Here is a 20225-nt window from a genome sequence, read left to right on the forward strand (position 1 = left end):
GTGCCCATCTCGTTCGACATTCCTGGAATGCAACAGTTGGACGACACGACCTGGGGGAATCCGGCCACTCGTGACGTCGTCGCGCTGAACTATGTCAACGGCGTGCCCGACCTGCCCGCTCGACTCGACGACCTGAAACGGTTACGCAGGCGACTGGCCGAGCACCACGCACGGACCGGCTGCCTGATCGAGGCGTTCGTGGTGTGGGTCGACCAGTTGCCCGCCCTGTTGCGGGTGGAGAAGACCCAGCTCGGGGGTCCGCGCGGCGAGCTCGTCTTCGCGGCGTCGATCGTGGTGCCCAAGGACCGGTGTTCGGCGGTGTTCCAGGTCATCTGCCCCGAGACCGGTGTGCCCGGTGCGCGCGAGACCGCGATCGGGCGGCAAGTGCGACGCGACGAGATGTGCCCGCCCCACCCGTACGCGCCCGGCCTGCGTGGCCGGTTGCCCTATCTACTGTCCGACGACGTCCGCTTCGATGTCGAGTTCCCCGACCACGCCCTGACCAGGGCGCGCCGCTGGGTCGCCGACACGGTGCCGAATGTGCGCGTCGACCCGTCCTTCGCCGCGCTCCCGGAGTTCTAGGGCTTCTCGGCGATGAAGATGGCGGTGCCGGGGAAGATCTGTCCGCGCAGCGGCGACCACTGGCCCCATTCGCGGTCGAGCCATTCCGGCCAGTCCGGTTCCACGATGTCGACCAGGTGCAGGCCGGCTCCGACGATCTCGCGGACGCGGTCGCCGATCGTGCGATGGTGCTCGGCGTAGGTCGGCACTCCGTCCCCGTCGACCTCTACATAAGGAGTGCGGTCGAAATAGGGGATCGTCGCGGTGAGCCCCGCCTGGCCCGGATCGTCGGGGAAGATCCAGCGCATCGGATGGTTCACCGAGAACACCCAGCGCCCGCCCGGCCGCAACACCCGCGCCACCTCGCGCATCACCAGCGCCGAGTCGGCGACGAACGGCACGCCGCCGAACGCCGAGCAGGCCAGGTCGAACGACGCGTCGGCGAAGGGGAGTGCCTCGGCCCCCGCCTGAACCAGCGGCACCCGCGGTCCGCCCTGATCCATCGCGGCCACGCCACGCTCCAGCATCCCCATCGACACATCGAGCCCGACCGGGAACGCGCCGTGGCCTGCCAGCCATCGCGAGCACGGCGCCGAACCGCAGCCGATCTCCAGGATCGTCTTGCCGGTCACGTCACCGAGGAAGCCCATGTCACCCTCGTGCAGGCCCTCCGGGCACCACACGAACTCACCGCCCGGGGAGTCGACGCCGAGGAAGTCGGCGTGGGTCCGGTGGTACTGCTCGGCGTCGGCGTCCCACCAGCGGCGATTCGCGCGCTCGCTGTCGCGCGAGTCGATCTTGGTTCGAGTGGTTGCTGAGGTACCGAGTAGCGCGTTGGCCTGCGCGTGGCGTTCGTCGTCGGACACGCCGAACAGGGTATCGGCGTGGTGCGGGGGGTGGTTTGCCCGGCTCGGCGCGGGTCGCGTAGGCTGATGCACGCTGTAGAGGGACGCTGAAGTTGATCAGCGGCAAGTGCGACGGTCCGTGCGATACTTTACCGGTATCCCTTCGTCGCGTCGTCGCGGTGATCTCGCAGCGTACCGAAAGATCCAATGTCCGCAACCGACCACAATCCGTCCGGAGCAAACCCACATATGCCCACCACCGTCACCTCGCCGCAGGTAGCCATTAACGATATTGGCTCCGCCGAGGATTTCCTGGCCGCCATCGACGCAACGATCAAGTACTTCAACGATGGTGACATCGTCGAAGGCACCATCGTCAAGGTCGATCGTGACGAGGTCCTGCTCGACATCGGTTACAAGACCGAAGGTGTCATCCCCTCCCGCGAGCTCTCCATCAAGCACGACGTCGACCCGAACGAGGTCGTTTCCGTGGGCGACGCGGTCGAGGCCCTGGTCCTCACGAAGGAGGACAAGGAAGGCCGCCTGATCCTGTCGAAGAAGCGGGCGCAGTACGAGCGCGCGTGGGGCACGATCGAGGAGCTCAAGGAGAAGGACGAGGCCGTCAAGGGCACCGTCATCGAGGTCGTCAAGGGCGGCCTGATCCTCGACATCGGTCTTCGTGGCTTCCTGCCCGCCTCGCTCGTCGAGATGCGTCGTGTCCGCGACCTCCAGCCGTACGTCGGCAAGGAGATCGAGGCCAAGATCATCGAGCTCGACAAGAACCGCAACAACGTGGTTCTGTCGCGTCGCGCCTGGCTCGAGCAGACCCAGTCCGAGGTCCGCAGCGAGTTCCTGCACCAGCTCCAGAAGGGCCAGGTCCGCAAGGGCGTCGTGTCCTCCATCGTCAACTTCGGTGCCTTCGTGGACCTGGGTGGCGTCGACGGCCTGGTGCACGTCTCCGAGCTGTCCTGGAAGCACATCGACCACCCGTCCGAGGTTGTCGAGGTCGGCAACGAGGTCACCGTCGAGGTTCTCGACGTCGACCTGGACCGCGAGCGCGTCTCCCTGTCGCTCAAGGCGACTCAGGAAGACCCGTGGCGTCAGTTCGCCCGGACCCACGCCATCGGCCAGATCGTGCCCGGCAAGGTCACCAAGCTGGTTCCCTTCGGTGCCTTCGTGCGCGTCGAAGAGGGCATCGAGGGCCTGGTTCACATCTCCGAGCTGGCCGAGCGCCACGTCGAGGTCCCGGACCAGGTTGTGGCCGTCGGCGACGACGCCATGGTCAAGGTCATCGACATCGACCTCGAGCGTCGTCGTATCTCGCTGTCGCTGAAGCAGGCGAACGAGGACTACAACGCCGAGTTCGACCCGTCGAAGTACGGCATGGCCGACAGCTACGACGATGCGGGCAACTACATCTTCCCCGAGGGCTTCGATCCCGAGACCAACGAATGGCTCGACGGGTTCGACAAGCAGCGTGAAGAGTGGGAAGGCCGCTACGCCGAGGCCGAGCGTCGCCACAAGATGCACACTGCTCAGATGGAGAAGATGGCAGCCGACGCTGCCGCCGAGGCCGCCGCTGGCGGTCCCGTCGCGGGCAACTACTCCTCCGAGACCGGTGGCAGCGCGGCTGCGTCCACCTCCGGTCCGGCCGAGTCCACGGGCGGCTCGCTGGCCAGCGATGCCCAGCTCGCGGCTCTGCGGGAGAAGCTCAGCGGCAACGCCTGAGTGAGCGGCAACGCCTGATTCACCGGTAACGGCTGAATCGACAACTGCACTACCGAAGGCCCCGGTCCACACGGACCGGGGCCTTCGGCCTTTTCCGGTGGGTGTAGCGTGTGCGCGATTGCTCCATCCCCTACGGGAAAGGTGCTCCATCCACGATGAGTTCTGGTCCCTTCGCCGGTCTCAACCGGCGACAATTCCTTGCGAAGGCTATGGCCGCCGGTGCGGTGGGAACGCTTGCCACCTGGGCGAATCCGATCATCGACCGAGCTTTTGCCGCCGATCCGGCCGGCATGGGCGGGCTCGGCGACATCGAGCATTTCGTCTTGCTCATGCAGGAGAACCGGTCCTTCGACCACTATTTCGGCACCATGTCGGGGGTGCGCGGGTTCGGTGAGGCGTCCGCGTCGTGGCGTCAGTTCGGGTGGTCGCCCGGAATCGGGCCCACCGCAGCGGGTTTCGTCGAACCGTTTCGGCTCGACACCACCCGCGGCGCCACCCTGGACGGGGAGTGCATCAACGACCCCGACCACACCTGGCCCGGCATGCACAAGGCATTCAACGACGGGCGCAACGACGGCTGGATGCCGATGTCGGTGGCCTCGGTCGGGCCCGGCAACGCGCCCGCGGCGATGGGTTACTACCTGCCGGAAGACATTCCGATTCACACCGAGCTCGCGCAGGCATTCACCCTCTGCGACAACTACCACTGCTCGGTGCTCGGTCCCACCGACCCCAACCGGCTGTACTGGATGAGCGCGAGCATCGACCCCGACGGCCTGGCGGGCGGTCCGCTGGTGGAGACGCCGACGCTGATCCCGAAGAACGTCTACAGCTGGCGCACCTACCCGGAGAACCTGTCCGAGGGTGGGGTCCCGTGGAAGATCTACAGCAATCGCGATGCCGGTCCGGCCTCCTCGATGATCCTGGACGGCATGATGGGTTGCTTCACTCAGGCCGCCGACCCGAATTCCGAACTGGCGCGTCGTGGTATCGCACCGACCTACCCGAACGACTTCCAGGCCGACGTCGCCGGCAACACCCTGCCCGCGGTGTCCTGGGTGGTGCCGTCGCTCCTGCACTGCGAACATCCCGCGCTGCCCGCGGCTTTCGGCGCGCTCGGGATCGTGCAGCTCCTCGATATCCTCACCTCGAATCCGGCGGTGTGGGAGAAGACCGCGCTGATCATCAGCTACGACGAGAACGGCGGCTTCTTCGACCACGTCACCCCACCGACCCCACCGCCCGGCACCCCGGGTGAATTCCTGACGGTGCCACTGGATCGGGTGCCTGCGGCGGGCGGGATCACCGGCCCCATCGGACTGGGTTATCGGGTGCCGTGCATGGTGATCTCGCCGTACAGTCGAGGTGGGCTGGTGGCATCCCAGACCTTCGACCACACGTCCCAATTGCGTTTGCTGGAAACCAGATTCGGTGTCGACGTGCCGAACCTGACCGCCTGGCGACGCGGCATCACCGGCGACATGACCTCCACGTTCGACTTCGCGGCGGCGCCGAACGCCGCGAAACCGGTGCTGCCCGACCCGCGGCCCAAGGCCGACGCGGCGATCGCGCAGTGTGGTCCGAATATCGCGGCGGGCAGCCTGGGGCGGGGTGTGCCGTACCCGGTGCCGCCGAATGCGATGCCGACGCAACAGCCGGGCACCCGTCGCGCGCCGAGTGGTCTCATCGGGGCGTGAGCCGGTGGTGGGCTCGGCGCTGCGCCGGGCCCACCGATCAGTTCGCGGCCGCGGCGGGCGACCAGTAGCCGGTGGCCATGCTGGGGCGTTTGCGCATCGCGGCGAAGCTGTGTCTGGCGGGGGAGAGCAGGGTGCTGAACCAGGAGCGTCGATATTCGGCGAGAGTTGCTGCCACGGCGGGGAATTCGATGCAGTGCACACCGCCCGGCATGCCGAGACGGTGGCGAGCCGTCCGGTCGTTCCTGGTACCCATGATCATCCCGTCGGTAGTCGTGCGGCCTTCTCGCCTGCGCGGTAGATTAATCCACTCGACGCGCCCGGCCGGGGATCTCCCGCCGCTCCGCGCGTGGGCGTGTCGTGGGACCTGCCCCGGCCCGTCGGTCGGGATGCGAGACTGTGCCCATGTTGCGGATCGGCCTCACCGGAGGCATGGGAGCGGGTAAATCCACAGTGGCGCGGACACTGGTCGAGCTAGGGGCGGTGCTCATCGACTCCGACGCGATCGCTCGCGAGGTCGTCGCCCCCGGCACGCCGGGCCTGACCGCGCTGGTCGAGGAGTTCGGTGAGCGAATCCTGAGCCCCGACGGCAGTCTCGACCGGCCCGCGCTGGCCGCGGTCGCCTTCGCCGATGATGTGTCGCGGGGCAAGCTCAACGCCATCACCCACCCGCTGGTCGGTGCCCGCACTGCGGAACTGATCGGCGACGCGCCCACGGATGCCATTGTGGTGCAGGATATTCCGCTGCTCGTGGAGAACGGGCTCGCGCCGCTGATGCAGCTCGTCGTAGTGGTCGGGGCCGAGGAGGAGACCCGGCTGCGCAGACTGGTCGAACACCGCGGGGTGGCCGAAGCGGACGCGCGAGTCAGGATCGCCGCGCAGGCCACCGACGAACAGCGCCGCGCGGTCGCCGATGTGTGGCTCGACAACAACGGCGCACCGGAGGTGGTCGAGGAGCAGGTCCGGGAGCTGTGGACGCGACGGTTGGTGCCGTTCGAGCGCAATCAGCGTGAGGGCGTCCGCGCGCGCGCCGACTACCGCCTCGTCACCGACCCGGAATGGGACGTGCAGGCGCGCAGGATCATCGCCCGGCTGCATCTGGCGTGCGGTGCGTCGGCGGTGCGCATCGATCACGTCGGATCGACCGCGGTGCACGGCCTGCCGGCCAAGGACATCATCGACATCCAGGTGACGGTGGCCGACATGGCCACGGCCGAATCGCTGACCGACGCCCTGACGGCGGCCGGATTCCCGCTGGCCACTCGGGTGACGCACGACAATCCGAAGCCGAGCGAGGGGGATCCCGAAGGCGCCGACCTCGCCCGGTGGGGAAAACGCCTGCACGGCAATGCCGATCCCGGCCGACCCGCCAATATCCATCTGCGCGTGCAGGATTCACTGGGTCAGCGGTTCGCGCTCGACCTGCGCGACTGGTTGCGGTCGAACGACAGCGCGCGGGCGGAGTATCTGGCGGTCAAGCGGGGGGCCGAGCTCGCGGCGGCGGATCTGACCCATGACGCGGCCGGTGATGCCTACTACGTGGTGAAGGAACCATGGTTCGACGCGGTCTATCCGGTGGTCACCGAGTGGGCCCGTGCCCGCGCGTGAACCGCGTACCAATCTGTTAAACATCAATGTTTCGGAAACTGTCCGCACGCTACAGCGCGCTGTGTAAATTGTGCGAAGTCACTACAGGGTGACTCGATTCACAGGGAAGTTGTAGCGCCTATGACAACACATCACCGTCAGTTCGGCCGTGCGGGCTTCGGCATCACCGCCCTCGGCGCCGTGGCCGCCAGCCTCGTGCTGGCCGCTCCGCAGGCCTCGGCCTGGGTCGGCAATCTCGCCGTGGCCGGAACCGACCACAAGGTCGGTTGCAGCTACAAGTTGACCGCTAGCGTCGAGGTCGACCGGCTGACCTCGGTGAAGTTCACCGACAACGGGGTGGATATCCCGGGCAGCCCGGTGTCGCCGTCGCTGCTGTCGGGCACGGTGAGCATCACTTGGAAGCCGACCACGGCGGGCCAGCACAAGCTCGAGGCTCGTCAGCTGCTGATCAGTGACACGATCACCATCACTGTCGGCGCGGCGGGCAGCACCGGCAGCGCGTCGTGCGGCGGCGGCCTCGCGGATCTGTTCCCGAGCCTGTCGGCAGGCTGACACCGACTCCGCGAAACCGCCCGGACCCTTACCGAGGGCCGGGCGGTTCGTCGTTTCGTCGCCAGGTCAGGGTCATCCCGAAGGTGCTCAGCCAATCCTCGAGGGAATACCCGTGCGCGGCGATCCCGTCGATCGCGGCGGTCGCGTGTTCGATCGCGGCCTGGCATTGCGCGGCGTCGAGCAGACCGTCGGTGTGCGCGGCCAGCAGTTCGTCCACATCGACGAGCCGCACGTCACGTCGGGTGCGCACCAGCAGATCGAGATAGTGGTCGACCGAGCGCCACAGCGTCGGCGACTCCCTGGTGAACGCGCCGACATCGACATAGATGTCCTGCCACTGTTCGACGCCGGGGTTGTAGTGGAGCTTCGACGCCCGCAGCGACAGATCGGGCAGCACCCACGATTCCAGGTAGTGGAAGTGCGCGTGATCGGAGTGACGACCCATGTACAGGCCCCACGGCTCCACCCGATAGATCTCCACCGGCCGGACGAAGCCCTTGGGGTCGGTGTTGGTTCTGGCCGCGACGTCGAAGTACTCCACCTTGGGTGGATGCACGTGCACGGTGGATGCCTGCGTCATGAGCGCAGAATCTACCGGCGCTGGCGAACCCTCGCCCGGTCGCCGGCTACATCCAGGTCAGCGTGATGTCGCGGGAGCGCAGCCACTGTTCGACATCGTGGTCGTTGGCGGCCAAGCCGTCGAGCACGCGAGCGGCGCGTTCGAAGGCCAGATCGGCGTGCTCGGTGTCGACATGGCCCGCGGCGTGCGCGGCGAGCAGTTCGCTCGACCCGGACAGGGTCGACGACCGGCCGCGCCGCACCGCGATGTCGAGGAAGTAGTCGGTGGCCCGCCACCGTTTCGGCCCGACCTGGACGAACTCGACGATGTCGAGCACGTAGTCGTGGCTGCGGTGATGGCCGGGCCGATCGTGGCTGATGGTGGCGCGAACGGCGTGGCCGGGCAACATCCACGACTCCTCGTAGCGACCGTGCGGCCGGTCGAGGATGCGGGCCAGGTAGACCCCCCATGGCTGTACCTCGTACCGGTCGACCGAGTGGATGTAGCCCTTGGCGTCGGTACTGGTCAGCTCGGCGAGGTCGAAGTACTCGACCCGGGGTCTGGCGGAGGGTGAAACGAGCGTCGGATCAGTGGGCGGTGCGTGCGGGCCGCGTATCTCTCTGGCGAAATAACCGGCGAACCCGGTTACCGCTGGAGCCGCGACGAGCAGGGGAAGCAGAACGCTCATGGCCTTGTCCTTCACCACGTGCCGATGATCAACTCAGGGTACGCCCGCGTCGGGGTGTGTGGCGGGTTCGATTCGCGACCACGCTCGTCGAATATCATTGGGACAAAGGACTTTTCGGACATCGGGCGAAGTGCCGGGCATTCGCCGCGTTCGAACGCGATCGCCTGTACCAGGGGAAATGGCAGTCGCCGTCGGTTTGCGTGCCAGTGATCGTCGTCATCTTCGCGCAGCGCTGTGACGGTATCGATGAGCAGAAGTTCACGGGAACGACAACGACGTGACCGACGGTCGTCGGCGCGGCGCGTGGTGTGGCGAACGGGAGCCTGCTCGCCGGAGCCGAAACGTGTCAGTGGTCGCGCCTAAGCTGGGTCCATGGCATTCGCAACCGAGATCCCGACGGAAGGGTACGAAGAGCGGGGTCACCCGATCGCCCATTCCGAACACCGCCCCGTCGGCACGATCGAGCGCTCGGGCGCCCGGTTCGAGGTGGTCAGCGAGTACTCACCCGCCGGCGACCAGCCCGCGGCCATCGCGGAGCTCGAGCGCCGGGTGAACGCGGGGGAGAAGGACGTCGTCCTGCTCGGCGCCACCGGTACCGGTAAATCGGCCACCACCGCGTGGCTGATCGAGAAGTTGCAGCGGCCCACCCTGGTGATGGCGCCGAACAAGACCCTCGCCGCGCAGCTCGCCAACGAACTGCGCGAGATGCTGCCCAACAACGCGGTCGAGTACTTCGTCTCGTACTACGACTACTACCAACCCGAGGCGTACATCGCCCAGACCGACACCTACATCGAGAAGGACAGCTCGATCAACGACGACGTCGAGCGGCTGCGGCACTCGGCCACCTCGAGTCTGCTCTCGCGTCGCGATGTCGTCGTGGTCGCGTCGGTGTCGTGCATCTACGGCCTCGGCACCCCGCAGTCGTATCTGGATCGGTCGGTGCAGCTCGAAGTCGGCGGCGAGATCGACCGCGACGCATTGCTGCGCCTGCTCGTCGACGTGCAGTACACCCGCAACGATATGGCGTTCACCCGTGGCTCGTTCCGGGTGCGCGGCGACACCGTCGAGATCATCCCGTCCTATGAGGAGCTGGCGATCCGCATAGAGTTCTTCGGCGACGAGATCGAGGCGCTCTACTACCTGCATCCCCTCACCGGTGATGTTGTGCGCCAAGTCGATTCGGCGCGCATCTTTCCGGCCACCCACTACGTGGCGGGGCCGGAGCGGATGGAACGGGCGGTCGGCGACATCGAGTCCGAACTGGCCGCGCGGCTGGAGGAATTCGAGCGTCAGGGCAAGTTGCTCGAGGCCCAGCGGTTGCGCATGCGCACAGAATACGACCTGGAGATGATCCGTCAGGTCGGCTTCTGCTCGGGTATCGAGAACTATTCGCGCCACATCGACGGGCGCCCGGCAGGTTCGGCGCCGGCCACCCTGCTCGACTACTTCCCCGACGATTTCCTGTTGGTGATCGACGAATCGCACGTCACGGTGCCGCAGATCGGCGGCATGTTCGAAGGTGACATGTCGCGCAAGCGCAACCTGGTCGATTTCGGTTTCCGGTTGCCCTCGGCGGTCGACAATCGCCCACTGACCTGGGAGGAGTTCGCCGGGCGAATCGGTCAGGCGGTGTATCTGTCGGCGACTCCCGGCAACTACGAGCTGGGGCAGGTCGGTGGCGAGGTGGTCGAGCAGGTCATCCGCCCGACCGGTCTGGTCGATCCGAAGGTCGTGGTCAAGCCCACCAAGGGACAGATCGACGACCTGGTGCACGAGATCCGCGAGCGCGCGGAGCGCAACGAGCGGGTCCTTGTCACCACGCTCACCAAGAAGATGTCCGAAGACCTCACCGATTACCTGCTCGGCCTCGGCGTGAAGGTCCGCTACCTGCACTCCGAGATCGACACGCTGCGCCGCGTGGAACTGCTCCGGCAGCTGCGCCTTGGCGAATACGACGTGCTCGTCGGCATCAACCTGCTGCGTGAGGGCCTCGACCTGCCCGAGGTGTCGCTGGTGGCGATCCTCGACGCCGACAAGGAAGGCTTCCTGCGGTCGAGCACCAGCCTCATCCAGACCATCGGCCGCGCGGCGCGCAATGTGTCCGGCGAGGTGCACATGTACGCGGACAAGATCACCGACTCGATGCAGCACGCCATCGAGGAGACCGACCGGCGCCGTGCCAAACAGATCGCCTACAACACCGAACACGGCCTCGACCCGCAGCCGCTGCGCAAGAAGATCGCCGACATCCTCGACCAGGTGTATCTCGAGGCCGACGACGAAGTGGCCGTCGGCGGCTCGGGTCGCAACGCCAGCCGCGGCAGGCGAGCCCAGGGCGAGCCGGGCCGGGCGGTCAGCTCGGGCATCTACGCCGAACGCGACGTGAAGTCGATGCCACGCGCCGAATTGGCCAACCTGGTCACCGAACTCACCGCGCAGATGATGAACGCGGCCCGCGAACTGCAGTTCGAGCTGGCGGGCCGGTTGCGTGACGAGATCGCCGACCTGAAGAAGGAGCTGCGCGGCATGGACGCCGCGGGGCTCAGCTGAGCGATGCCGAGCCGAGCCCCGCGGCGCACGCCGTCAACCCTGCTCTGCCATCCAGGCGGCGACGCGGCGGTCGGCCTCTTCTTTGGAGACGTCCTCGACGCGGGTGATCACCGCCCAGCGGTGGCCGAAGGGGTCGATCACCACACCGAAGCGATCGCCGGTGACGAAGGTCTGCGGCTCCTCGGCGCTGCGGGCACCGTGTTCGAGCGCACGGGCGATCACCGCGTCCACATCGGGGCAGTAGTGCACCACCGAGGTGTGCACCCAGTCCTGCGGCGCGCGAACATTGCTGTCGGGGATGGGCATCCCGAGCTGCAGGGTGGAATCACCGATGAGCAGTTCGGCGTGCGCAGGCTGGCCGTCGGGCTGATCGGCGCGGCTGAGCACCTTGGCCTCGAAGACCGCGGTGTAGAAGTCGATGGCCGCGTTTCCGTCCGGTACGGCCAGGAAACAGGTGATGGAGTGGTAGCCCTCCGGAATGGGCGCAACGGGATTGGTCATGACTACGATCCTGCTCCGGCGCTGACGGCCCGTCTTGTAAGAACGCGACAGATCGGCCGGTGATGACGGCGGCGCCGGATCCCGGTGATGTGAAAGGAATTCTGCACCCCGAGGAGCAGGCCAGACACCGATCGCTGAACCGGCTCGGGGTCGGGCCCGCGCTGGCCGAGTTCGCGGACCGGTATTGGGTGGTGCGCTGGGATTTGCGCGGGCAGCCCAGTTATTCGGCCGAGGTGCTGTCGTTTCCGTGTGTGAATGTCACCTTCGAGCGCAGCGCCACCCGCACCGGTGGCTTCGTCAACGGGGTGTGCACGACGAAATACGTGCGTGAACTCGCCGGGGAAGGTGAGACTTTCGGTATCCGGTTCGCCCCCGGCGGCTTCGGTGCCTTCACCGGCATGGATGTGGGAGCCCTGCGCGATGATTCGGCGCCGCTGGGCGCGGTGATACCCGAGGCGGCGGGGTTGGCCGAGTGGGTGCTGGCCGAACAGTCCGACGAGTGCAGGCGGGTCATCGTCGAGGAATTCTTCGCGGGCCGCGGTCGCACCGACGATCCGCACTACGCGCTGGTGACGCGCATTGTCACGGCCATGGCCGAGGATCCGGAGCTGACCAGGGTCGACCAGGTCACCGATCGTTTCGCGATCCCGATCCGCACCCTGCAACGGTTGTTCCGCCGCTATGTCGGGGCAGGCCCGAAATGGGTGCTGTGCCGGTTCCGATTACAAGACGCCGCAGACCTGCTCGCGCGCGGCCGCCCTGATCTCGCGGTACTGGCCGCCGAGCTCGGCTATTTCGACCAGGCGCATTTCAGTCGCGAATTCACCGCCGAGATCGGGATGTCACCGATGGAATATGCCCGCAGCGCACAGGCGGTGAGCGCGGTCCCCGCCGCGCGGTGATCGTGCGTACAGACCCCAGAAGTAGGGGGTCTGAAATATTGGCATTCCAACTAAAGACGGCGGCGTTCGTCGATAGTGTCTGCGCATTCGCAGCGGCAGCTGCTGCGTGGAGAAGTCAGGACATCAACAAGTGACAACATCTTTCGCCCGTATCTCGCGTTTCGGCGCCGCTCTCGCGACCGCATCGGCCGCCACGGCCTTGCTCGCACCGGGCGCGCACGCCGATATCTCGGACGGCCAATGGGTCAGCGTATCGAGCTCCGATCCGCAGGTCGGCTGTTCCTACACCCTGGTCGCGGTCAATGTCGTCGGCTACAGCTCCGGCAATACCGGCGCCCCGGTGACCTTCTACGACAACGGCGCGGTGATCGGTACGGTCGAGGTCCCGACGATCGGCGAGACCAAGACCTCGTGGCGTCCCACCGCCGCCGGCGCGCACGAGGTGACGGCGAAGGTCGACAATCACCTCAGGGTCTGGTGGATCACCCCCGCCTCGGTGACCGTCGCCCCGAATACCGGTACCGGAAGCGCCGCCTGCGGGCTCCCGAGTTTCTCCGGCTGATGTGATCAAAGTCCCAGGCGCACTGCGGTGTTGATTGTGTTGTGATAGGCCACAATTTCTTCGATCTGCGGTCTTATTGCCGCAGGTCGATCTTCTCCACTGTCGCGAAGGCCACCGTGACCACGGGTAGTGGCGTCAACACTCCCGGTGTGATCTGTTGCGATTTCTGATAAATCGGCCTGATTTGGCGTTAGGGTCGAGCCAATTGCCGCGCTGACGCTCGATTCCCGAGTGGTTCGGTGCTGGCACCGACCAAGTTGGAGGAGAGATGACCGCCTACCGGACCATTGTCGTCGGTACTGATGGCTCGGATTCGTCGTACGTGGCGGTGGAGAAGGCCGCGGCGCTCGCCGGGGACGCGGGGGCAACTCTCGTGCTGGCCTGCGCCTTCTTCCCGACCGACGATCGCGACGTCGCCGCCGCCGCCGATGTGCTCAAGGACGAGGCCTACCAGGTCCGTGGCTCGGCCCCGACCAACGAGATCCTGCTTGTCGCCCGGGAGAAGGCCGTGGCCGCCGGTGCGAAGGACATCGTCGATCGCGCGATCGTCGGTGAGCCGGTGGATTCGCTGCTCGACCTCGTCAACGAGGTGGACGCGGACCTGCTCGTCGTCGGCAACCGAGGCCTGAACACCCTCACCGGGCGCCTGCTCGGCTCCGTCCCCTCGGATGTAGCCCGCAAGTCCCGTTCGGACGTACTGATCGTGCACACCGTCCGCTAGTTCACAGTCGGTACTGCACGAGGTCGAGGGCGCCGGGAAACCGGCGCCCTCGACCTTTTTCGGCGGTAGCCACCGGTCAGCCTGCGACGGGCTCCTGCCGGGTACCGCCGCGCAGCCCGATCGACATGATGTCGGACGGCTCGTCGAGTTCGATTCTGTGCCAGCGGTTGCGCGGCACGAGGAACGCGGTTCCCGCCGTGAGTCGCACCGCGGTTTCCGCCTCGCCCGGACTCTCCGGTCGCAGGTAGAGCCGCAGCGAACCGGCGAGGCAGCACACCGCTTCCTCGCTGGATGGGTGCATCTCCCACTGGTCGGCGTGGACGTCGGCGTCGGTGTCGACATGGAAGGTGGCCAGTTGCCAGCCGCCCGACTCGGCGGCCATCCGGCGCGGGCCCGAGCGCACCGCGCCCTCCGGCTGGAAGTGCAGGGCGCGGGCGAACAGATCGATGGGTGTCATCGGAATTCCTTTCAGGGGGTCACCGCGGGAATGTCCTCGCGGACCGGGTTTTCGGTGCGGTCGAGCCGGGTGGGTAGGACGGTGGCCGCGACGAGCGCGGCAGCGGCGAACAGCACAGCGGCGATCGCCAACGCGAAGGCGTAGCCGTTGTTGAGCGCGACCGGATCGGCGCTCGCGCCGGTACGACCCGCCGCGAGGGTGGCCAGTACGGCGACGCCGACGCTGCCGCCGAGTTGGCGGGCGCTGTTGAAGGCGCCGGAGGCCATCCCGGCTTCACCGGGTGCCACGCCGCTGACGGCTGCCACCGCGACGGGCGCGAGGCAGAGTCCGAGCCCGAAGCCGCCGACGATCGACGGGCCGAGGACATCGGTGAGGAAGTCGCCGTCATGGCTGATCAGTGCGAACCAGCCGATGCCGACGGCAGCCAGTAGACCGCCCCCGAACAGCAGTGGCTTGGGGGAGAAGTGGACGGCCATTCGGGTCGCGGCGAGGGTGCCCACGATGACGCACAGCGAGAACGGGATGAAAGCCGCCCCGGTGGCTCCCGCGCTCATGTGCAGCACCTGCTGCATATACAACGACACCAGATAGAAAGCCGAGAACTGGCCCGCGGCGGCGCAGAAGACGAACAAGTCGGCACCGCTCACCCAGCGGTTGGTGAAAAGACCCAGCCGCAACAGCGGGTTCGCCGAGCGTGTCTCGACCACGAGGAAACCCGCGAGGAGCGCTGCCGCTACGGCGAGGGTCACGCCTGTCTCGGGAGAAGCCCAGCCGTAGTGATCGGTGCGGATCACGCCGGTGACGAGTAGTCCGATACCGCCCGTCGCCAGCACCGCGCCGGCGATATCGAGCGGGGCCCGCGTACCCGTCGGTGCGTCGGCGGGTACGCCCCGGACCAAGGCGAGCAGCGTGATCGCGACGATCGGGATATTGACCAGCATCACCCAGCGCCAATTCGCGTACTCGGTGAGTAGTCCGCCGGCGAGCACGCCGAGCGCGCCACCCGCGGCGTTGACCCCACCCCAGACGCCGAGCGCTCGGACGCGGGCGGGCCCTTCGGGAAAGGTCGTGGTGAGCGTGGCGAGTGCGGCCGGTGCGATGGCCGCGGCCCCGATGCCCTGCGCAGCTCGCGCGGCCACCAGCTGCCATGGCTCCTGCGCGAATCCGCCTGCGAGCGAAGCGATCGCGAAGACGAGCAGTCCGCCTGCGAACAGCCTGCGCCGCCCGTACAGGTCACACGCCTTGCCGCCGAGCAGCAGGAAACCGCCGAAGGTCAGTGCGTAGATGTGCACCACCCAGGCCAGGTCGAGCGGTGCGAAGCCGAGCGCGTCGCCGATCGACGGAAGCGCCACATTCACGACCGCCATATCGAGGGCGATCACGAACTGTGCGATGGCGACCGCGGTGAGCGCGGTGCCGGGACGAGAAGGAGAAGTGTTTTTATACACGTATAAAAACTAACGCCGCCGCAGCCCCTTGTCCATACCCCGCCTTCGCATGGGCAAGATGGGACCATGCCCACCTCGCAGTCGGATCAACCAGCGCGTACCGGCAGACCCGCGCGCATGTCCCGCGCGGACATCGTCGCGGCGGCGCACCGGGTGATCGCCGCCGACGGCGTCGAGAAGCTGACGATGCGCAGGCTCGCCGCCGAACTCGGCTGCACGCCGATGGCGCTCTACCACCACGTCCGCGACAAGCAGGACCTGCTGCGCCTACTCCTCGACGACTACGCCGACGCGATTGCCTGGCCCGAGCTCCCGGACGACCCGCGGCAGCGAATCCTGGTGGCCGCCACCGCGATGCGCGACGCCCTCGCGGCCCACTCCTGGATCGTCGACGTGCTCGCCGACGGCGACCTGCTCGGCCGCTCGGCGCTGTGGTTCCCCGAGACCATCATCGACGCGGCGATCACCGCGGGCCTTCCCCTCGAGCGCGCGGTGGCCGCGTATCGCACCATCTGGCATTACACGGCGGGCGAGCTGATCGTCACCGGCCGAGCGGTGCGGCGCGCCGAGGAAGGGCCGACCTACCGGGCCGAGGTCTTCGCGAACCTCGACCCCGAGCAACTGCCCCGGTTGGCCGAGATCGGTTCCCGCTGGACCGAATTCGACGCCGACAGCACCTACGCCGCCGGCCTGGAGGCGCTGGTCACCGGCTTGCTCGCGTGACGCGCTCCGGTCGTGACACTTAGCCCAAGGAGGACAGCACCTCGGGAAGCTGCTCGGTGTGCACCACGGCCAGCCGCTGGGTCGCGCGGGTCAGCGCGACATACAGGTCGTTGAGTCCGCGCGGGGACTCGTCCAGGATCGCCTGCGGCTCCACCAGGTACACACGGTCGAACTCGAGGCCCTTCGCGTCGTGCACGGTGAGCACCTGCACGGATTCGCCTGCCAGCGAAGACAGTTCGGGTACCCAGGCCGCGGGCGCGAGGACCGCGGCGGTGCCAGGACCGTGCTCGGCTTCGAGCAACCGTGCGACCTCGCCCACGACGTCGGCGGGCGGCACCCGGTAGGCGCGTGGGGGATTGCCGGTCTCGCGAACCGAACGCGGCACCTCGGTGCCCGGATCGATCGCGGCGAGCACGTCGGCCGCGACCGCCATGATCTCGGCGGGGGTGCGGTAGTTCACCGTGAGTTCGGTGAGCTTCCAGCGTTGTGCCACATAGGGTTCCAGTACCCGCTGCCACGACGAAGCACCCGCCGGATCGCCGGTCTGGGCGACATCGCCGACGACGGTGATCCAGCGATTCGGGATGCGGCGCATCACCATTCGCCACGCCATCTCCGAGAGTTCCTGTGCCTCGTCGACGATCACGTGACCGTAGGTCCAGGTCCGGTCGCCCGCGGCGCGTTCGGCGGTGGTCTGCCGGTTGCCGAATTCCTGGCGCTGAGCCAGCTGGGAGGCGTCGATGAGGTCGTAGGCCATCAGGATCTCGGGATCGAGTTCGTCCTCGATGTCCTGTGGCGCGGAACCGGTGAGGATGTCGAGGGCGTCCTGGGCCTCCTCGATCTGGGCCCGCCATCGGCGACGCGAGCGTTCGCGTTCCTCGGTGTCGTCGACGCCGAGCAGTTCGGCCAGCTCGTCGAGCAGCGGGGCGTCGGCCGCGCCGAACATGCCGTCGTCGGAACGCACCAACTCGGCGCGATCCTGCGCGCTCAGCGTCGTGGCCGCGCGGTCGAGGCGGGCCGGGTCGGCGAGCAGGTCCGCGAGCACGTCCTGGGGCGACAGCACCGGCCACAGCGCGCTGATCGCGGCCTGCACGTGCGGGTCGGCGCGCATCTCGTCGCTGATCTCGCTGAGGTCGGCGGAACTGAGCAGGCTCGTGCCGCCGGACAGATCGGCGCCCATGGTCGCGGCGAGCTGATCGGTGAGCGCGTCGATCACCGACGAGGCGAAGATCGGCCTGGCCAGGTTGTGCGGGCGCCGCGAGGAACGGGCCCGCCCGCGCGCCCTGGTCGCGATCTTGCGATCCAGGGTCACCGGATAGCCGTCGAAAGCGAGGCGAACCGGCTCCGCCGGCACTTCCTGACGGTCGCGCACCGCCTGCTTGAGCACCTCGAGCATGTCGAGGGAGCCCTTGATCTCCCCGGCGCGTAGCGAATCCTCGCGCACCGCCTTCACACCCGGATACAGGTCGCCGATGGTCGACAGCAGTACGCCGGTCTCACCGAGTGAGGGCAGCACCTGACCGATGTAGTCGAGGAAGGTGGCGTTCGGGCCGATGATCAGCACGCCGCTCTTGGCCAGCTGCTGACGGTAGGTATAGAGCAAAAACGCCGCGCGGTGCAGCGCGACCGCGGTCTTGCCGGTGCCCGGCCCACCCTGCACCACGAGCACGCTCTTGTGCTCGGAGCGGATGATCGCGTCCTGCTCGCTCTGGATCGTCTCGACGATGTCGTTCATGTGCCCGGTGCGCGCGGCATTGAGCGCCGCCAACAGCGCGCTCTCGCCGCCGACGCCGTCGTCGGTGCCGACCACACCGTCGCGTCGGGCGGCATCGAGATCGAGGTATTCGTCGTTGATCGCGGTCACGGCGCGATTGCGCGAGCGGATGTGCCTGCGGCGGGTGACGTCTTCGGGGTTGGCGGTGGTGGCCAGGTAGAACGGGCGGGCCAGCGGAGCTCGCCAGTCGAGCAGCAGCGGCTCGTAGTCGTTGTCCTCGTCGAGGATGCCGAGCCTGCCGATGTAGCGCGCCTCGTCCTCGGTGCCCTCGAGATCGATCCGGCCGAAGCACAGACCGTGCTCGGCGGCGTCGTATTTGGACAGATCCTCGTTGTAGAGCTGGGTGAACGACTCGCGCTCACTGCGCGCCTGCGGCGTGCCGCCGGCTTCCAGCAGCACGGTCTTGAGCCGGTTCTGCGCGTACTCGCGCATGGCGTCGAGCCGGTCGTAGAGCACCGAGAGGTACTGCTGCTCCTGTTCGATCTCGCGGTTGTCCGCGGCGGGGGAGACGTCGGCGAGGCGGTCGGGCAAAACAGGACTCCTTTGTCACCGCGTTGAGAACAGAGTTGTCGAGTCTACGTGTCCGCCGGCGTAGCCGCCGCGACCGGGAAGACTTCGTCACCGAGGACCGGGGTGAAGTGTTCGACCACCGGGAAAGGCTCGTAGAAGTGGTGCAACAGCGCACGCCAGCGCTGATATTCCGGCGACTCACGGAATCCCACGGTGTGGTCGGTCAACTGTTCCCACCGCACCAGCAGCAAATAGGCGTCGGGCCGCTCGACGCAGCGCGACAACGACAACCCGCCGAAACCGGGCATTCCCGCGATGATCGGAGACGCCTGCGCGAAGGCCGCCTCGAAAGCGGCGGCGGCACCGGGGCGCACGGGGAGCAGCACGTGTTCGACGATCACGCCGACCAGTCTGTCAGGAGGCGTGGGTGTTGTTCGAGCGTCGATTCTGACCGAGACCGAGCTCACGATGTGCCGACGGCTTGTCGCGGTACATCGCCAGGTCGGCGTCGTGCAGCACGGCCTCGGGCGTGCGGTTCTCGTGCGGGCCGAGTTCGGTGATGCCGACCGAGGCGCTCACCTCGAGGCGGTGACCGCTGGCGATGATGGGTTCCGACATCGTGACGCGCAGCCGCTCCACCAGTGCGGGCAGATCGGCGCGCTGCGGATGACCTGCCAGCAGCACCAGGAATTCGTCGCCGCCGAGTCGTCCGACCAGGTCCTCGCTGCGCAGTGCCTGTTGCAGCCGCTGGGCGACGATCTGCAGCACCGTGTCACCGATGGCGTGGCCGAGGGTGTCGTTGATCGCCTTGAATCCGTCGAGATCGATGAACAGCACCGTGGTGACCATGCTGCCGCCCTCGTGTGCCAGCGCCGAGGCCAGCTGCGACAGGATCAGGGAACGATTGGCGAGCCCGGTCAGTGCGTCGTGGGTGGCCTGGAACTCGAGCTGGCGCCTGCTGGCCCGATACGCGGTGATGTCGGAGAACGAGGACACCCCGGAGGAATCCGGACTTTCCGGGTTGAGCAAGCGACAGTTGCACGACACCCATACCTGGTGTCCGTCGGCGCGCTCGACACCGAAGACGAACTGGGTGACCACCTCGCCGGTCGCGAGGGTATGCGCCATCGGATGCTTGCCCGGCGGCAACGGCTGCCCGGCGCTGTCGAGCATCTTCATCGGCAGATCACCGAAGAGCCGCCCGATGACCTCCTCGGAGTCGGCGATGCCGAATATGCGTTTGCCCGCGGGGTTGATCGACTCCAGGCGACCCCGACGATCGACGACGAGTACGCCTTCCTCGAGCTGGGACACCACGGTCGTGAAATACGCTTCCGCCCGCCGCGCCGACGCCTCGGCCGCCCGCTGTGCGGTGAGGTCGTGCACCACCACCTGGTAGGCCGGTTCGCCCTGCCACACGGTCAGGACCGACACCGTCTGGACCGGGACCGTCCGCCCGTCCACCCGGACGAGGTCCATATCGGCGGGCGGCGATGCCGAACCCTCGGCGGTGAGCTGGTCGATCCGGTCGAGCATGGCCGCCACGGAATCGGGGTGGACGAACACGGTGATCGACAAGCCGATCACGTCGTCGGCCGAGTGGGCGCCGAGCAGGCGCACCATGGCCGGATTGACATAGACGATCGTCCCGGACTCGTGCACGCAGATGGCATCGGGGGTGTGTTCGACCAGCGACCGGTAGCGCTGCGCGAGCTGCTCGGCGCTCGCCGCGTCGGTCCTTCCTTCTCCCACTGCGAAACCCCCGATCTCGGCCTGGTCTGCGAACGGCATAACCCGGACTAGTCTGGTGATCCTTCATGAAAATCCGCGAGGAGCGAT

The 20225-nt window shown here is 67.4% G+C and carries 20 protein-coding genes; 10 read left to right on the plus strand and 10 right to left on the minus strand.

Features of this window, described 5'->3' with window-relative positions; translation table 11 throughout:
* Entirely contained in the window at positions 1 to 582 is a 582-nt protein-coding gene (locus tag OHS03_RS04970) for a hypothetical protein (RefSeq protein WP_328661129.1), read from the plus strand.
* Here OHS03_RS04970 and OHS03_RS04975 read toward each other — a convergent pair.
* Positions 579 to 1427 (minus strand): class I SAM-dependent methyltransferase, encoded by an 849-nt coding sequence (locus tag OHS03_RS04975; RefSeq protein ID WP_328661131.1) that lies wholly within the window; start codon positions 1425 to 1427, stop codon positions 579 to 581. The two genes, OHS03_RS04970 and OHS03_RS04975, sit on opposite strands and share 4 nt — an antisense overlap.
* Positions 1428 to 1655: 228 nt before the next feature.
* Here OHS03_RS04975 and rpsA point away from each other — a divergent pair, with 228 nt between their 5' ends.
* Both rpsA and OHS03_RS04985 read left to right on the plus strand, forming a co-directional pair.
* Positions 1656 to 3134: a 30S ribosomal protein S1 gene (gene rpsA / locus OHS03_RS04980; RefSeq protein WP_056824523.1), complete on the plus strand. Its 1479-nt coding sequence runs from the start codon at positions 1656 to 1658 to the stop codon at positions 3132 to 3134.
* Positions 3135 to 3289: 155 nt separating this feature from the next.
* Complete coding sequence (locus tag OHS03_RS04985) at positions 3290 to 4831, plus strand: phospholipase C (protein WP_328661132.1); 1542 nt, start codon at positions 3290 to 3292, stop codon at positions 4829 to 4831.
* Between the two features lie 37 nt (positions 4832 to 4868).
* On the opposite strand, the gene OHS03_RS04990 is transcribed toward OHS03_RS04985, so the two are convergent.
* The gene (locus OHS03_RS04990; protein ID WP_328661134.1) at positions 4869 to 5084 is read right to left on the minus strand and encodes a hypothetical protein; all 216 of its coding nucleotides are present in this window, start codon (positions 5082 to 5084) and stop codon (positions 4869 to 4871) included.
* A gap of 149 nt (positions 5085 to 5233) precedes the next feature.
* On the opposite strand from OHS03_RS04990, the gene coaE reads away from it, so the two are divergent.
* Entirely contained in the window at positions 5234 to 6436 is a 1203-nt protein-coding gene (gene coaE, locus OHS03_RS04995) for a dephospho-CoA kinase (protein ID WP_328661136.1), read from the plus strand.
* Between the two features lie 120 nt (positions 6437 to 6556).
* Positions 6557 to 6988: a hypothetical protein gene (locus OHS03_RS05000; RefSeq protein WP_328661139.1), complete on the plus strand. Its 432-nt coding sequence runs from the start codon at positions 6557 to 6559 to the stop codon at positions 6986 to 6988.
* 28 nt (positions 6989 to 7016) lie between these two features.
* On the opposite strand, the gene OHS03_RS05005 is transcribed toward OHS03_RS05000, so the two are convergent.
* Together OHS03_RS05005 and OHS03_RS05010 are read right to left on the minus strand one after the other, a co-directional pair.
* A complete protein-coding gene (locus OHS03_RS05005) occupies positions 7017 to 7568 on the minus strand; it encodes a ribonuclease FAU-1 family protein (RefSeq protein ID WP_063005068.1) in 552 nt (183 codons plus the stop codon).
* A gap of 46 nt (positions 7569 to 7614) precedes the next feature.
* The gene (locus OHS03_RS05010; RefSeq protein ID WP_328661141.1) at positions 7615 to 8235 is read right to left on the minus strand and encodes a ribonuclease FAU-1 family protein; all 621 of its coding nucleotides are present in this window, start codon (positions 8233 to 8235) and stop codon (positions 7615 to 7617) included.
* A gap of 372 nt (positions 8236 to 8607) precedes the next feature.
* Between OHS03_RS05010 and uvrB the strand changes: the two genes are divergently transcribed.
* Positions 8608 to 10788 carry an excinuclease ABC subunit UvrB gene (gene uvrB / locus OHS03_RS05015; protein WP_056824505.1) on the plus strand — a complete coding sequence of 727 codons (2181 nt, stop codon included), beginning with the start codon at positions 8608 to 8610 and terminating at the stop codon, positions 10786 to 10788.
* A 33-nt stretch (positions 10789 to 10821) separates the two neighbouring features.
* Here uvrB and OHS03_RS05020 read toward each other — a convergent pair whose 3' ends face one another.
* Positions 10822 to 11289 carry a VOC family protein gene (locus OHS03_RS05020; RefSeq protein WP_056824502.1) on the minus strand — a complete coding sequence of 156 codons (468 nt, stop codon included), beginning with the start codon at positions 11287 to 11289 and terminating at the stop codon, positions 10822 to 10824.
* Between the two features lie 62 nt (positions 11290 to 11351).
* On the opposite strand from OHS03_RS05020, the gene OHS03_RS05025 reads away from it, so the two are divergent.
* From OHS03_RS05025 to OHS03_RS05035, 3 genes are all read left to right on the plus strand, one after another.
* A complete protein-coding gene (locus tag OHS03_RS05025) occupies positions 11352 to 12191 on the plus strand; it encodes a DUF6597 domain-containing transcriptional factor (RefSeq protein WP_328661142.1) in 840 nt (279 codons plus the stop codon).
* Between the two features lie 130 nt (positions 12192 to 12321).
* On the plus strand, positions 12322 to 12753 hold the full coding sequence (locus OHS03_RS05030) for a hypothetical protein (RefSeq protein WP_328661145.1): 432 nt from the start codon (positions 12322 to 12324) through the stop codon (positions 12751 to 12753).
* A gap of 268 nt (positions 12754 to 13021) precedes the next feature.
* A complete protein-coding gene (locus OHS03_RS05035; protein WP_328661148.1) occupies positions 13022 to 13474 on the plus strand; it encodes a universal stress protein in 453 nt (150 codons plus the stop codon).
* Between the two features lie 76 nt (positions 13475 to 13550).
* On the opposite strand, the gene OHS03_RS05040 is transcribed toward OHS03_RS05035, so the two are convergent.
* Positions 13551 to 13931, minus strand: a complete 381-nt coding sequence (locus OHS03_RS05040; RefSeq protein WP_056824489.1) for a cupin domain-containing protein — start codon at positions 13929 to 13931, stop codon at positions 13551 to 13553.
* An 11-nt stretch (positions 13932 to 13942) separates the two neighbouring features.
* Positions 13943 to 15379, minus strand: a complete 1437-nt coding sequence (locus tag OHS03_RS05045) for an MFS transporter (RefSeq protein WP_328661150.1) — start codon at positions 15377 to 15379, stop codon at positions 13943 to 13945.
* A gap of 66 nt (positions 15380 to 15445) precedes the next feature.
* On the opposite strand from OHS03_RS05045, the gene OHS03_RS05050 reads away from it, so the two are divergent.
* Positions 15446 to 16102, plus strand: coding sequence for a TetR/AcrR family transcriptional regulator (locus OHS03_RS05050; RefSeq protein WP_328661151.1), 657 nt, complete (start codon positions 15446 to 15448; stop codon positions 16100 to 16102).
* Between the two features lie 19 nt (positions 16103 to 16121).
* Here OHS03_RS05050 and OHS03_RS05055 read toward each other — a convergent pair whose 3' ends face one another.
* The 3 genes from OHS03_RS05055 to OHS03_RS05065 are packed head-to-tail and all read right to left on the minus strand — an operon-like array spanning position 16122 to position 20138.
* Positions 16122 to 18407 (minus strand): HelD family protein, encoded by a 2286-nt coding sequence (locus tag OHS03_RS05055; protein WP_328661153.1) that lies wholly within the window; start codon positions 18405 to 18407, stop codon positions 16122 to 16124.
* A 44-nt stretch (positions 18408 to 18451) separates the two neighbouring features.
* Positions 18452 to 18787, minus strand: a complete 336-nt coding sequence (locus OHS03_RS05060; RefSeq protein WP_056824476.1) for an antibiotic biosynthesis monooxygenase family protein — start codon at positions 18785 to 18787, stop codon at positions 18452 to 18454.
* 13 nt (positions 18788 to 18800) lie between these two features.
* Positions 18801 to 20138, minus strand: a complete 1338-nt coding sequence (locus OHS03_RS05065) for a diguanylate cyclase domain-containing protein (protein ID WP_328661155.1) — start codon at positions 20136 to 20138, stop codon at positions 18801 to 18803.
* Positions 20139 to 20225: the final 87 nt, after the last annotated feature.

It is taken from the genome of Nocardia salmonicida, assembly GCF_036142455.1.
Classification (GTDB): Bacteria; Actinomycetota; Actinomycetes; order Mycobacteriales; family Mycobacteriaceae; genus Nocardia; species Nocardia salmonicida.